This window comes from Pseudomonas sp. KK4, from assembly GCF_001984065.1.
Taxonomy (GTDB): Bacteria; Pseudomonadota; Gammaproteobacteria; order Pseudomonadales; family Pseudomonadaceae; genus Aquipseudomonas.
On record NZ_LYVP01000030.1, the window covers coordinates 21205 to 34766 of the forward strand.

Below are 13562 nucleotides of genomic sequence, written 5' to 3' on the forward strand. Positions count from 1 at the left end.
GAGAGGGGAGCGGTGCCTAGCGCACAATCTTGTCGACGTGAATGCCCAGCTTCTTCAGCCGGTACCAGAAGCTGCGTTCGGAGATCCCGATCAGTTGCGCCGCGGCTGCCTGCACGCCGTTGCTCTGCGCCAGCGCCGCCAGAATGTAGGCTTTCTCGACCTCGGCCAGCGCCGCTTCCAGATTCGCCGGCACGTTACCTTCGGTGATCAGTGCGTCGCTCTCGGCAGGACGTGAGGCAAACAGGTAGGCCGGCAAATCTTCCTCTTCAATGACTGCGCCTGAGGCGACGATGGTCGCCCGCTCCACACAGTTCTGCAGTTCGCGGATGTTGCCCGGCCAGGAATAACGGGCCATGGCTTGCAATGCCTGCGCGCTGAAGCCGGTAAACCTTTTTCCCGCCGTGGCCCCCAGCGTATGGGCGAAATGCCGGGCCAGGGGCGCAATGTCCTCGACCCGTTCGCGCAGGGCCGGCAAGGGAATCGGGAACACGTTGAGGCGGTAGTAGAGGTCCTCACGAAACTCCTTCCTGGCCACGGCCTCCAGCAGGTTTTTATTGGTGGCGGCGATCACCCGCACGTCGACCTTGCGTTCGCGGGGGTCGCCCACCGGCTCGATCACCCGTTCCTGCAGGGCTCGAAGGATCTTCGCCTGCAGGGCCAGGGGCATTTCGCCGATTTCATCAAGAAACAACGTGCCCTTGTCGGCCTGCAGGAAGCGCCCGATGCGATCGGCCACCGCGCCGGTAAACGCCCCCTTGCGATGTCCGAACATTTCGCTCTCGAGCAGCCCTTCGGGAATCGCCGCGCAATTGACCGCGACAAACGGGCGGTCGCAGCGGTTGCCGTGATTGTGGATCGCCCTGGCGACCATTTCCTTGCCCGTGCCGCTTTCGCCGGTCAGCAGGATCGTCGCGTTGCTGTCGCGTACCGAGTCGATGGCCTGCAGCACCCGTCGAAAACTCGGACTGTCGCCAATCAGGCTGTCGATCTGCCGGTGTTCATCGAGTTCGGCGCGCATGCGCTGATTGTCTTTGAGGATGTCGCGAAATTGCAGGGCTTTACTGACGGTGATGTCCAGCTCATCAATATCGAAAGGCTTGGGGATGTAGTCGAAAGCACCATTGCGCATCGACTGCACGGCGTTTTTCACCGTGCTGTAGGCGGTCATGACGATCACCGGCAATTGCGGGAAACGGCTTTTGATTTCCGCCAGTAATTGCGGGCCGTCCATGCCCGGCATGCGCCAGTCGCTGATGACCAGGTCGATGTCCTCGCTTTCGAGCACCTTCAGCGCATGCAGGCCATTGCCGGCGGTGAACACCTGGATACCGTTCTGACTCAAGGCCGAGGCCAGCAGGTCGCAGAGCTTGGGCTCGTCGTCGACCACCAGTACGTTATGTGTCATCGCTGCCCTCGTTCAAGTCGTTGCCGCTGGCCGGAAGGTACAGGCTGAACGTCGCCCCGGCATCCTTTTCACTGACGCATTCGATGCGGCCGTCATGACTCTCCATGATCGAGAAGACCTTCGCCAGCCCCAGCCCGGTGCCGGAGGCCTTTGTGGTGACGAACGGTGTGAAGATCCGCTCAAGCATGTCCGGTTCGATGCCATGCCCGGTGTCGCTGATGCTGATGACCGTGTAGTGCCGGTCACTGCTGATCCCCAGGGTCAGCCGCCCGCCGTCGGGCATGGCGTCGATGGCGTTGACGATCAGGTTCAGCCCGGCCTGTTTGATTTGTCGCGGGTCGGCATACAGGAAGGCGCCGGGAGCCTGATCGTCGATGCGCAAATCGATGTTATGGCTGACCAGTTCCGGTGTGCAGAACCCGGCCAGCTCATCCACCAATGGTCGCGCCAGTTGCGTTGAGCGCATTGGCTCACCGGGTTTGGCGAAATCGAGAAACTCAGTGATCAGGTCGTTGATCCGGCTGACTTCGCTGACCACGTATTCCAGATGTCGCTTGTCGTTTTCGGGCAGATCCGCCCGCCGGTGCAGCAACTGCGTGGCGGTTTTGATGATGCCCAGCGGGTTGCGGATTTCGTGGGCCAGCCCCATGGCCACTTCACCCAGCGCGTGCAAGCGGTCGCGTCGGCGCAGCTGTGATTCAAGGTGCTGCAACTCGCCAAGGCGTTCGCTCATGTGGTTGAAGGTGCTGCTCAGTTCGGCCAGTTCATCGCCCCCTGTCACCGGCAGGCGCTGGCGATAATCCCCGGCGATCACCGCTTGTACCCCTTTGGACAGGCCGCGCAAAGGTTGGGTCAAGCGCTGCGATACCAGCCAGCCGGCTGCCAGGGATGCCGCCGAGCTCAGCAGGAAAATCAGCATGAACAGGCTGCTCTGGTTGACCAGGCCGACCAGGCTGCTGTGGCGCAACAGGCCACTGAAAATCACCCCCTGCAGCTCGCCGTTTTCGTTGAGGATCGGCCGATAGATACCGCTGTAACGGTTGGTGAATTGCTCCATCGGTTGCTTGGTGCTGCGCAAAATCTGTTCGATTTTTTCCGGCACGGCCGCCGGGTGATCCTCGAAGCGCTGGGTGGAAAATATTTCCGAGAAGACATTGCCCTTGGCCAGGTAAAGGCGCAGGTCCAGGGAATGCACATCGGCCACGCTGGTGAGGAAACTGCTGTCGAGATAAGTGGCGATCACCAGTTTGTAATCGACCCCGGCCTGGTCGGTTTCGAAAGTCGAGACCACCGTGCCCGTGGCCACACCACCGACTTGCAGGGTCTGAAGGACGGCGTTCGGTGCGGTGCTGATCTGACGGACAATGTCGTCGGCGGCGTTGCTGTACACCACTTTGTGATCGCTGTTGCGCACCAGCGCCACCACGTCGATGCCAATGGCGTCGGCGATGTCGGTGGTCAGCTTGTCGTTCTTCACTGAAAGACCATCGATGGGGGGGCGGGTGTAGCCCAGGAACAACTGCGCGACCCGGGCGTTGTCGCGAAGGATTTCGCTGATCTCGTCCTCGACGATCTTGGTCGATTCCTGCAGCCAGATCCGTACGTTGTTGTCGAAAATCTGCGACAGCGTGGCGGCCGCCAGTTCGGCGGCGATCATGGTCGGGATCACGCTGACCAGCCAGAACGCCAACACCAGTTTGCGCTGCAGGCTCCAGCCGGAGAGGGCGAAAGGTCGGTTTGCGGTGCGGGAGTCTTTGATCATCTTGCTTCGCTTATCGCAGCAGCCATGGCGGGGTCGGAACGGTCCGGTCGGATGAACGTTTTCACCACGCGCAGCAGGTTGTCGAGCAGCCGGTTGCGATGGCGGAACAACAAGGTGTTGCCAATGAAGGAGCAACCCAGGCGCAGCTTAGTGGCATAACCGGCCTGGCCGCATGCGTAGATCGCAATGCCGTGCTCAATACAATAGTCGACATTGGCCAGCCAACTGCGCACGTACAGGTTGTGCTCGCGGGTCCGGGCCAGGTCGTGGGCGAAAAATTTGTCCACCAGCCGTTGCTCATCGAGCAGTAACAGGTTGAACGCCACCAGTTCGTCGCCGACCCAATACAGTACGCAGGCAGCGCGTTCATCAAGATTTTCCAGAACCTGGCGGAAGTAGTCCGGGGGCAGGCGTTCGAAGGTCAGGTCGCTGCGACTCAGTGTTGCGTCGTAAAGCTGCATCATGCGCGGCAGCAAGCCGTCGACACAGCGCCGCCACTCGATTCGCGGTCCGGGGGCGCGCAGCGTGCGACGCAAATCTTTACGGGTGGATTTGCCGAGGGTGCCGAGGTAAGCGTCCATTGATCCGAAGTTGATCGGCAGTTCGGCGCTGGGCAGTCCCGGCATGCTGTGAAGGCCGGCCGCCTGGCAAACCTGCAACCACTGCCCATTGCGGTGAGACGCGTCCTTGACGGCAAGCAGGCCGATCCCGAGCTGATTGGCATCACGGCGTGCCAGGCTCAATACCTGCCGCAGCAGATCGCCCCGCCGTTCTGATCCAACATGCCGCGCCGTGCCGACATGGCATTGCTCGGCCACGGGAGAGCCGAGGGCGTACAGGCGGATGTCGAACAGCCCCGGCCACCATCGACGCAGCTGTTCGCTGAGGCGCTTGACTGGACCCTGAAGTGTGGTGTCCAGCGAATAAGCCGTGGTAAATGCCACGGCGGCTGCGATCAACGCGCCGTCCTCGTACAGTGCCAGGTAACGCCACGCAAATCCGGGCAGCCTGGCCTGTTCAACGGCCCGGTAGTAATCCCAGTCCTCAAGTTCGGCAGCAAAACAGTCGTTCCAGGCGTCGCGGTCGATTGACTCGATCGTCGAGTAGGCAAGGGCTGTGATCACATCGCTTCCTTAAAAAATCTCACCATGGCGGCCATCGCCCTGCCACTGTCGGCGCGCTACGCAACAGCTGCAGCCGCGGGCGGCAGGCAGGTTCAGGCCAGTTGTCTGTATTGCCGTGGCAACGGTGGCGCATGGGTGCGTTGTTCCATGAAACGATGCTGGATGAAGTCCGCGCTCAGCTCTATGACGCGACGGTATTGCAGGTCGACCGTAATCATGTGGTAACAGTCGTCGAGCAGGACCTTGACCACCGGGCCGCCGAGTTTGCGTTCCACGTAGTCGGCGTTCCAGCGACTGGTGATGTCGTCTTCGCGCGAGTGCAGGACCAACGCCTGGGTGGTGATGGCCGGCATGCGTTTTTTTACCGCCGCCACCAGACGGTGCAGTTCCCGCACGCTCACGCCGGACATGGTCAGCAGCCCGGCATTGCTGCTTTCGCCGGCGTTCATCTGCCGCTCGACGATCGCGCGCAAGCGTTGGTCCTTGATTCCGAACGGGGACTTTTCGTTGAAGCGGCACAGGTGCACGCCAAAGGGAATCGACATCACCAGGCCACTCAATTTCGCGACCCAGGGCATGTTCCAGCCGTCGTAACGCAGGGTCGTTGAATAGAGCAGCAAGCCTTCGATCTGTCCCGGGTGCTCGGCGGCGAGGTACATCGACAGCACCGCGCCCATCGACAGGCCGCCGACGAACACATGCTCATGTTTTTTCCGGACACCGACGAAGGTGTTGCGGGCGCTCTCGTACCAATCGCGCCAACCGGTGGCCGCAAGGTCGGCGTTGTCCCCGCAGTGCCCGGCCAGCGTCGGCACGTATACCGTGCATCCCGCCTTGGCCAGACCGATGGCCACCCGCCGCAATTCAGTGGGGGTGCCGGTCAGGCCGTGGATCAACAGCACCGCGACCTCCCCGCTGCCGAGCACGAAACCGGCGTTGCCTTCGCCCATGTCGATCTGCGTGGCATTCATCGTTTCATGGCCCGGTCGAGCAGGCGGTCGAGCAGGGCAATGCCCAGGTCAATTTCCGGGTAGCTGATTTCCAGCGACGGCGCCAGGGTGATCACGTTTTTGTAGTAACCGCCCACATCGAGAATCAGGCCCAGGCGTCTACCGTCGATTTCAATGTCGCCCTTCATGCCTTCATCCACCATGAAATCGAGCGTTGCCTTGTCCGGCGTGAAGCCATCAGGGCCACAGATTTCGCAGCGCAGCGCCAGGCCCAGACCGTCGACATCGCCAATGATCGGGTAGCGCTTTTGCAGATCCCGCAGACCTTCGAGGAAGTACTTGCCCTTGTTCATGACCATCGAGCCGTAGTCGATCTCGCTGGTCATCTTGAACATTTCCAGGCCCACAGCGGTGCCCAGGGGATTGGAGGCGAAGGTCGAATGGGTCGAGCCAGGCGGGAACACCTTGGGGTTGATCAGCTCTTCCCTGGCCCAGATACCGCCCAGTGGATTGAGGCCGTTGGTCAACGCTTTACCAAAGACGATGACGTCCGGTTTGACGTCGAAGTGCTCGATCGACCACAACTTGCCGGTGCGATAAAAGCCCATCTGGATTTCATCGACCACCATCAGGATGCCGTGCTGATCCAGCACGTGCTTGAGTTCGCTGTAGAAGTTCATCGGCGGGATCACGTAGCCACCCGTGCCCTGGATCGGCTCGACGTAGAACGCGGCGTATTCGCTCTGGCCGACTTTCGGGTCCCAGACGCCGTTGTATTCAGTCTCGAACAGCCGGGCGAATTGCTGCACGCAATGGCTGCCGTACTCTTCCTTGGTCATGCCCTTGGGACCGCGGAAATGGTAGGGGAAGGGAATGAAATTGGCACGCTCGCCGAAGTGGCCGTAGCGGCGACGATAGCGGTAGCTGGAGGTGATCGAGGACGCACCGAGAGTGCGCCCGTGGTAACCGCCCTCGAAGGCGAACATCAGGCTCTTGCCGTTGGTGGCGTTGCGCACCACCTTCAGGGAGTCCTCGATCGATTGTGATCCGCCGACGTTGAAATGCACGCGACCGTCGAGTCCGAACTTGTTCCTGGCATCGACCGCGATCATTTCCGACAGCTCGATCTTGCCCTTGTGCAGATACTGGCTGGCGATTTGCGGCAGGGTATCGATCTGCTGTTTCAGTGCGTTGTTCAGACGCGGGTTGGCGTAGCCGAAGTTGACCGCCGAGTACCACATTTGCAGGTCGAGGTAAGCCTGGTCTTCGGTGTCCCAGACATAGGAACCTTCGCAGCGGCTGAAGATGCGCGGTGGATCGATGTAATGGACGGTGTCGCCGTAGGAGCAATACCGGGCTTCCTTATTCAGGAGAATCTGGTCTTCAGGGGTAGCGATGCGAGTCTCAGACATGGTGGAAGTGTTCCTGTGTTTCTGTGTCGAAAGAGGTGGCGTTGGCGGCGTTGGCACTGGGCAGCAAAGCCAGCAATGCAGGCAGTTCGGCGAAGCTGTCGAAGCGCGCGTAAGCGATGCCATTGCGTTCGCAGTGTTCGGCCAGGCGATCTTTGGCGAACACGAAATCGGCGGTGCCGGCCACGCACATGTCAGACTGACCGTCGCCGATCACCAGCACGCGCCGGGTGTCAGGGGTGGATTTGCATTTGCAGTTGCCGGAGGCGGCGCGGCAGGCGTCGCTGGCATGCGGGAAGTCGATGCGCCAACTGTCACTGTCGAGCTGGCGCAGGCGATTGGCGAGAATCGGCAACAGGCTGACGTAGTTGCGCGCCAGGATGCGGGCGATGCCCTGCTCAATGCCGTCACTGACCACTTCGAAGGAAGCGCCCAGGCCGATCACGTGGTCGACAAAGTCGGGAAAGTCCGGATCGATCTCAATGGTGTCGAAAAAATCGAGCAACTGCGACGGTGTGGCCTTGACCAGCGAGAGCTGGCGGCTAAGGCATTCACGGGAGCCGATGTCGCCCGCCAGCCATTGGGTCTCGATCGCTTCCCAGCTCGGGTCGGCGAACCGTTGGAGCATGCTGTCGATGACGTCGGTACGGGTGATGGTCCCGTCGAAATCACACACGATATGCCAGTCAATCATCTGCGTTACCTATTGGGCAGTTTGCGCCGTCTGCGCTTGCCAAGGGGGTAGAGCAGGGACTGTGCCAACCGGCCAGGACCCGGCGGGCCGGGGCTTGCGAGGATATCGGCAGCGGCGAAGCTACAATTTTTGTAGGTCGCTACAAACAACATGAGTGCTTGCGTGCATCGAACGATTCGGGGATTGATGCGCGGGTATCCAGCTGCGGGAACTGCCTCATGTCGAAAATGCCCTTTGCTCTGCTTGCTGCGCTGACCTGCGTTTCGGCCCATGTTTTTGCCGACGGCATGACCGGTGAGGCGGGTGCCGGCATCAGCTATCAACCCCACGATCCCAGTGGCAGCCGCTATGAGACCCGGCCGGTGCCGTACCTCGATTTGGGCTGGGGCGATGTCAGCCTCAGTACTGATGACGGACTGACCTGGAGCGCGTTGAATGCCAATGGTTTCAGCGCCGGGCCGTTCGTCAATTACCTGCCCGGCCGGACTTCGAACCGTCAGCTGCAAGGCCTGCGTGATGTTCCGGACATGGGCGAGGTGGGTGGGTTCGTGCAGTACGCCCCGGCCGATTTCTGGAGAGTGTTTGCCTCGGTCGGCCAGGCAGTGGGCGGCCGAACCGGGCAGGGTGGCGTGCTGGGGCAGGTCGGTGGGGAGGTCGGTTATCCAGTGGGTGGCGGGGTGATTGGCAGCACCAACCTGACGGCGCATTTCGCCGACGCCCGGCAAACACAGACCTTCTTTGGTGTCGGTGCCAGCGAGTCGCAGGCGTCCGGGATTCGCCCGTACAACGCCGGTGGTGGCTTGCAGAACGTGGCGCTGACCCAGAGCTTCGAATTGCCGCTGGCGCCGCATTGGTCATTGCTGACCAGTGCAAGCTGGATTCACCTGACGGGATCGGCAGCGGACAGCAGCCTTGTCAAAGAGGTCGGCCGTGTCGATCAGGTGCAGGTGCAGGCGGCGATTGCCTACAAGTTTGATTGAGCGCTGACGCCTTCGCCCGTTCAACAGGCGTCAGGTCTGTTCACCCTCGGCGAGCAAGGCGATTCCGCCCATGATGACCGCCACACCGACCCAGTGCAGTACGCTGATATGCTCGCCCAATCCCAGCCACGATCCCAGCAGAACCCCGATAAACACCAGCGAACTCAATGGAAACGCCAGGGACAGGTTGCTGCGTCGCAGAATCAGCATCCACACGAAAAATGCCCCGATGTAGCAAACGATCGCCAGCCATACCCCGGGCGTTACCGCCACGGCCATCAGCCATTTCAAGTTGAAATCCATCTGCCCCAGTTGATCGCCACCGACCTTGGTGGCGATCTGGCCGGCACTTTCAAACCCGATCAGCAACGCCCACAGCACCACCGTGCCAAGCCGCTCGTGTAACCAACCGACCTTACCGTTGGTCATCGATTGAGTCTCATGCATGGGCGACACACACGAGCATCACGCCCGCCGTAATGACGAAAGTACCGAGCCAGCGTCGGCGGCTGACGCGTTCACCGAGGATCAGCCTGCCGGCCAGCACCACACCGCAATACGCCAGCGCAGCGGCGGGAAACAGCAGGCTCAGGGGCGCGCGGGACAGGGCTTCGAGCCAGACGAAAAATTCGATCACGTAGGCGCCGATCCCGCACCAGAGCAGCGGTGCGTTGAACACCTGGCCCCAGAACGCATTCAAGCGAAACCCGCCGTCGAGTTCCGGCAATCGGTCCAGCCCCAGCTTGAAACAGAGCTGGCCAGCGACGTCCAGCACGATGGACAGCGCCACCAGCAAAATCACGGTCGCCGTCATGGAAACAATGCCTCGAACAGTTCGATCAGCGCCTGATTGGTCGCCGAATTGCGCAGCAGATCGTCGGCGCTCCAGCGTTCGGCGGGCGGCTGGTCGGCGTGGGCTTCCCAGCGTTTGAGAGCGTTGCTGAAAGAGGGGGCGGCGTATTCGCCGCAAATGTCGATGCCGATGATGCGCTTGCTCGCAGCCAGCTGGAGTATGGCTTGCAGCAAATGGGTCAGGCGCATGCCGCCCTGATCCCAGTTGGTCGCGGCGTCTTCGTTGGCCAATACGTCTTTGTCGATGGTGATCCACACGGCATCGGTGGGCAGGCTGGCAATCATCTGTTCCAGGAACACCGGCCAGTCCAGATCGGCGAGGTTGCGCCAGTGCAGCAGGTTTTCCTGCTGTTGATGGCCGGCGCCGTCGCCGACCACACCCCAGACTTTCGACGGCGGGTGCCGCCACGGGAACACCTGCAACACGCCACGTTTCAACGCGCCGAGGTTGCCGCCCTTGAGTTGCGGATTTTGCAGGTCATCACTGCACGGACCGAGTGTGACAATGCGCTCGACGTTCGGCAGTTTCAGCGCCTGGTTGACCCACGAACCACAGTGCCGACGCGGCGCAAAACGAACCCAGTCGGGGTGATTGTCGAAGTGGATCAGGCTCACCCTGGTTGGCAGGTCGGTGAGAAACGCGGGGGTCAGATGGTGGTAATCGCCGGACCCGACGAAGTAGATTTCCGGTTGCGGACCGCGATGGCGTGCACGCTGCCGCAGGCGTTCGGCAAACTGGCGCCAGGTGCGCTCGCTGGACCAGAGCCGCAGTTTGGGGCCCAGGTCCAGCAGGTCAAGACGCTTGGCACGGCCGCTGTCGAGCAACCGCGCGATGGGGGCCTGAGCCGTCAGGCTGTGATCGAGATCTAAAATGTTCAAGGTCGCTCATTACCCTTGGCAGACCCTGCCCGACACCAGCCTCATCGATCATGAAGGCCAGCCGGGCAGGCTGTCGGGGGTAAATGCAAGGGACGGGCCAGCGATGCGCTCACCCTCACCGCCGCCTCAAGGCACATCCGGTCGACCATCACTTGCAAGGTCGCCGGATTGCCGAAATGGGCGGTGATAATCAGCTGCCCACAGGTTTGGCTTAATGGCTCAGGCCGTACTTTTTCACTTTGTCGAACAGCGTGGTCTTGGCCATGCCCAGTTCCTGGCTGGCCTGGGTCAGGTTGCCGCCGCTGCGCTGCAAGGCATCGCTCAATAGATTGCGCTCAAAGGCTTCTACCGCCTCGGCGAAGGCCAGGCCCTGGGGGCTGCCTGCGGCGCCGGGCTTCTTGAAGGCCGGCAGGCCGAGGGCGAAGCGCTCGGCAACGTTGCGCAGTTCGCGCACGTTGCCCGGCCAGTCGTGGCTCATCAGGCTGGACAGGGTCTGGTTGTCCAGTTGCGGGGCGACGCGGTCGAAGCGCAGGGACGACTGCTGCAGGAAATACTCGAACAATTGCAGAATGTCTTCGCGGCGTTCGCGCAGCGGCGGCAGTTCCAGGGTGACCACGTTGAGGCGGTAGTAGAGGTCGCTGCGGAATTCACCGGCCTTGCTCGATTCGTCCAGATCGGACTTGGTGGCGGCAATCACGCGGCAATCCACCGCCACGCTCTGGTTAGAGCCGAGGCGTTCGAGGGTGCGTTCCTGCAACACCCGCAGCAGTTTGATCTGCAGGGGCAGGGGCATGCTTTCCACTTCATCGAGGAACAGCGTGCCGCCATCGGCGTGCTCGATCTTGCCGATGCGCCGCTTGCCGGCACCGGTGAAGGCGTTGGCCTCGTGGCCGAAAATCTCGCTTTCGAACAGGTTCTCCGGCAGGCCGCCGCAGTTGAGCGCGACAAATTGCCGGGTATGCCGACGGCTGAAGTCGTGCAGGCAGCGCGCGACCAGTTCCTTGCCGGTGCCGGTTTCGCCTTCGATCAACACGTTGGCCGATGTATCGGCGACGTTGGCGATCAATTCGCGCAAGTTCTGCATGGCGGGGGAACGGCCGATGATCCGGCCCTCAAGGGAGTCGCGCTCCGCCAGTTGCCGGCGCAACGACGAGACTTCCCGCGCCAGGCTGCGTTGTTCCAGCGCACGGCGAGCCACATCCACCAGGCGTTCCGGGGAGAAGGGTTTCTCCATGAAGTCGTAGGCGCCTTTCTGCATGGCGCCGACGGCCATGGAGATGTCGCCGTGGCCGGTAATCAGCACCACCGGCAGGCTGCGGTCACGCTCCTTGAGCCGGGTCAGCAGTTCCAAACCATCGATGCCCGGCAGGCGAATGTCGCTGATGACGATGCCGGCAAAGTTGTCGCCCACCCGCTCCAGGGCTTCTTCGGCACTGCCGACGCCGATGCAGGGAATGTCTTCCAGGGACAGCGCCTGCTGGCAGCCGAGCAGCACATGGGGGTCGTCTTCGACGATCAATACACTAAGGTCGTTGTTCATATTGGCTCGGCGGGAGTGGGGCTTACCAACGGTAAACTGAGGACGAATGCGGTGCCACCGCTGGCGGGGTGCTCGACACCCAGGTGACCGCCGGTGGCGGCGGCCAGGCTGGCGGAGAGGGTCAGGCCAAGGCCCAGGCCTTGCTCGCCGGGTTTGGTGGTGAAGAAGGGTTCGAACAGGTGCTTGCGTGCTTCGGCGTCGATGCCGTGGCCGTTGTCGCGGACACGCAGCCGATATTTGCCATCGACTGCGTCACCTTCCAGCCACAACACCGGCTGGGGTTGCGCCTGCATGGCGTCGAGGGCGTTGCCGACCAGGTTGACCAGAATCTGCTCCAGACGCGTCTGGTCGATCTGCACCTGTACATCCTCAAAATGACGATGCACTTGCAGGTGGGCGTTCTCCACCCGGGCGCCGAGCAATTGCAAGGCGGCGTCCACACCTTTGCCCAGGCACGCCTGGCCCTTGTCGTCACCGCGCCGAGCGAAGGAACGCAGGCTGGCGGTGATGCGGCCCATGCGGTCGATCAGTTCATTGATGGTCTTGAGGTTGGTGCTGGCCACGTCCAGTTGACCGCGCTCGAGGAAGCGCACGGTGTTGCCGGACAGGGTGCGCAGCGCCGCCAGCGGCTGGTTCAGTTCATGGGCGATGCTGGTGGACATCTGGCCGATGGCCGCGAGTTTTCCGGCCTGTACCAGTTCATCCTGGGCACGCCGCAAGGTCTCTTCCGCCTGGCGCCGTTCACGGATCTGGCCCTTGAGCCGTTCATTGCTGGCGCGCAGGTCGGTGGTGCGTTCGGTAATCCGACGCTCGAGTTGATTGTTGGCTTGCTGCAAGGCTTCCCGGGCGGCCAGGCGGGTGGCGATCACCTTGCGTCGCTCGTTCCAGGCAATCAGCAGGAAGGCCACCAAGGCAAACGCCACGGCCACCAGGATGCCCTGATTGATCGCTTCGCGACGCAGATCCTGCAACGGGGTGAGCAAGGTGAAGTTCCATGGGGTGTCGCTCAGTTGCCGGGTTTGCGACAGGTAACTGATGTTCTCGTCGTCGGACTCCAGCTCGCTGTTGGCGGGAAAGGTCAGTTTCTCCACGCCTTCGGACAGGGTTTCCCGGGCCAGCGGTTGCAGTTCGTTGAGCGGGAACCAGTAGTACTGCAGGCTGCGGGCGAGTTTTTCCTTGGTCTCGTCGCTCAGGGGGATCACTGACTTGAGACGCCGGGCAGGATCGCTGGAGAGAATGATGATGCCGTTCTCGTCGCTGACGAAGGCTTCCAGGCGCGCACGCTGCCAGCGTTCTTCCATGGCTTCGAGGCGCACCTTGACCACGGCCACGCCGATGATCTTGCCGTGCTCTTCCAGGCCATGGGCCAGGTAGTAGCCGGGTTCGCCGTTGGTGCTGCCGATGCCGTAGAACCGCCCCGGCTGGCCGCGCACGGCGTTCTGGAAATAGGCGCGGAAGGACAGGTCTTCACCCAGGTAACTGTCGACATCACGCCAGTTGCTGGTGGCCATGACCCGGCCGGTGGTGTCCATCACGTAAATGGCCCGACTGCGGCTGCGCCGGTTCAGGCCTTCAAGGTAATCGTTGACCGTTTGCCGGTGTTCCGGGGTCGGGTCGTCCAGCAGCTTGGAAACGCTGGTTTCGAGTTCCAGCAGGCTGGGCAGGTAGGTGTATTTGCTGATTTCGCTTTCGACGGCGCGGGCGTGCAATTCCAACTGGCGCTGGCCGTTCTCGCCCAGGCTGCGGATGCCGTAGTGCTCACTGACCCAGAAGCCGATGTAACCCAGTCCGATCATCAGGGCGATGATCAGCGGCGGCAGGAACAGATGGCGGATCAGACGGGGTTTCACGGCGAGTGATGGCGACGTGTCGCTGTAGGGATTGGGGTCGCATTTCATCACAGATGCCTTGGGTCAACCAGCGCCCGCCTGTGGGAGCGAGCTTGCTCGCGATGGTCGTCAACGATG

The 13562-nt window shown here is 61.8% G+C and carries 12 protein-coding genes; 1 reads left to right on the plus strand and 11 read right to left on the minus strand.

Translation table 11 applies throughout. The annotated features are described in order from the left end of the window. Positions 1-16: 16 nt before the first annotated feature. The 6 genes from B0W55_RS12840 to B0W55_RS12865 form a co-directional block, all read right to left on the minus strand. Positions 17-1405, minus strand: a complete 1389-nt coding sequence (locus tag B0W55_RS12840) for a sigma-54 dependent transcriptional regulator (protein ID WP_077046367.1) — start codon at positions 1403-1405, stop codon at positions 17-19. After that, positions 1395-3167 (minus strand): HAMP domain-containing sensor histidine kinase, encoded by a 1773-nt coding sequence (locus B0W55_RS12845; protein WP_077046368.1) that lies wholly within the window; start codon positions 3165-3167, stop codon positions 1395-1397. Before B0W55_RS12845 ends, B0W55_RS12840 begins: the two co-directional genes overlap by 11 nt. Next, positions 3164-4291 carry a GNAT family N-acetyltransferase gene (locus B0W55_RS12850; protein ID WP_077046369.1) on the minus strand — a complete coding sequence of 376 codons (1128 nt, stop codon included), beginning with the start codon at positions 4289-4291 and terminating at the stop codon, positions 3164-3166. The genes B0W55_RS12845 and B0W55_RS12850 overlap by 4 nt, the downstream gene beginning before the upstream one ends. Positions 4292-4383: 92 nt before the next feature. Continuing rightward, positions 4384-5262, minus strand: a complete 879-nt coding sequence (locus B0W55_RS12855) for a carboxylesterase (protein WP_077046370.1) — start codon at positions 5260-5262, stop codon at positions 4384-4386. Beyond that, a complete protein-coding gene (locus tag B0W55_RS12860; protein ID WP_077046371.1) occupies positions 5259-6653 on the minus strand; it encodes an aspartate aminotransferase family protein in 1395 nt (464 codons plus the stop codon). The genes B0W55_RS12855 and B0W55_RS12860 overlap by 4 nt, the downstream gene beginning before the upstream one ends. Further along, positions 6646-7344 carry an HAD-IB family phosphatase gene (locus B0W55_RS12865; protein ID WP_077046372.1) on the minus strand — a complete coding sequence of 233 codons (699 nt, stop codon included), beginning with the start codon at positions 7342-7344 and terminating at the stop codon, positions 6646-6648. Before B0W55_RS12865 ends, B0W55_RS12860 begins: the two co-directional genes overlap by 8 nt. A 218-nt stretch (positions 7345-7562) precedes the next feature. Here B0W55_RS12865 and B0W55_RS12870 point away from each other — a divergent pair, with 218 nt between their 5' ends. Continuing rightward, positions 7563-8324 carry a MipA/OmpV family protein gene (locus tag B0W55_RS12870; RefSeq protein ID WP_077046373.1) on the plus strand — a complete coding sequence of 254 codons (762 nt, stop codon included), beginning with the start codon at positions 7563-7565 and terminating at the stop codon, positions 8322-8324. Positions 8325-8354: 30 nt separating this feature from the next. Here B0W55_RS12870 and B0W55_RS12875 read toward each other — a convergent pair whose 3' ends face one another. The 5 genes from B0W55_RS12875 to B0W55_RS12895 form a co-directional block, all read right to left on the minus strand. After that, positions 8355-8753 carry a transporter gene (locus B0W55_RS12875; protein ID WP_077046374.1) on the minus strand — a complete coding sequence of 133 codons (399 nt, stop codon included), beginning with the start codon at positions 8751-8753 and terminating at the stop codon, positions 8355-8357. 10 nt (positions 8754-8763) lie between these two features. Continuing rightward, complete coding sequence (locus B0W55_RS12880; protein WP_077046375.1) at positions 8764-9138, minus strand: EamA family transporter; 375 nt, start codon at positions 9136-9138, stop codon at positions 8764-8766. Beyond that, positions 9135-10055, minus strand: a complete 921-nt coding sequence (locus tag B0W55_RS12885) for an arginase (protein WP_077046376.1) — start codon at positions 10053-10055, stop codon at positions 9135-9137. The genes B0W55_RS12880 and B0W55_RS12885 overlap by 4 nt, the downstream gene beginning before the upstream one ends. Before the next feature lie 211 nt (positions 10056-10266). Then, positions 10267-11595, minus strand: coding sequence for a sigma-54 dependent transcriptional regulator (locus B0W55_RS12890; protein WP_077046377.1), 1329 nt, complete (start codon positions 11593-11595; stop codon positions 10267-10269). Continuing rightward, a complete protein-coding gene (locus B0W55_RS12895; RefSeq protein WP_077046378.1) occupies positions 11592-13493 on the minus strand; it encodes a sensor histidine kinase in 1902 nt (633 codons plus the stop codon). Before B0W55_RS12895 ends, B0W55_RS12890 begins: the two co-directional genes overlap by 4 nt. Positions 13494-13562 lie beyond the last annotated feature (69 nt).

Bases quoted from the DNA above. Each gene is read 5' to 3' on its own strand.
- B0W55_RS12840 (WP_077046367.1), bottom strand. From the start codon at position 1,405: ATGACACATAACGTACTGGTGGTCGACGACGAGCCCAAGCTCTGCGAC.
- B0W55_RS12845 (WP_077046368.1), bottom strand. From the start codon at position 3,167: ATGATCAAAGACTCCCGCACCGCAAACCGACCTTTCGCCCTCTCCGGC.
- B0W55_RS12855 (WP_077046370.1), bottom strand. From the start codon at position 5,262: ATGAATGCCACGCAGATCGACATGGGCGAAGGCAACGCCGGTTTCGTG.
- B0W55_RS12860 (WP_077046371.1), bottom strand. From the start codon at position 6,653: ATGTCTGAGACTCGCATCGCTACCCCTGAAGACCAGATTCTCCTGAAT.
- B0W55_RS12865 (WP_077046372.1), bottom strand. From the start codon at position 7,344: ATGATTGACTGGCATATCGTGTGTGATTTCGACGGGACCATCACCCGT.
- B0W55_RS12870 (WP_077046373.1), top strand. From the start codon at position 7,563: ATGTCGAAAATGCCCTTTGCTCTGCTTGCTGCGCTGACCTGCGTTTCG.
- B0W55_RS12875 (WP_077046374.1), bottom strand. From the start codon at position 8,753: ATGACCAACGGTAAGGTCGGTTGGTTACACGAGCGGCTTGGCACGGTG.
- B0W55_RS12880 (WP_077046375.1), bottom strand. From the start codon at position 9,138: ATGACGGCGACCGTGATTTTGCTGGTGGCGCTGTCCATCGTGCTGGAC.
- B0W55_RS12890 (WP_077046377.1), bottom strand. From the start codon at position 11,595: ATGAACAACGACCTTAGTGTATTGATCGTCGAAGACGACCCCCATGTG.
- B0W55_RS12895 (WP_077046378.1), bottom strand. From the start codon at position 13,493: ATGAAATGCGACCCCAATCCCTACAGCGACACGTCGCCATCACTCGCC.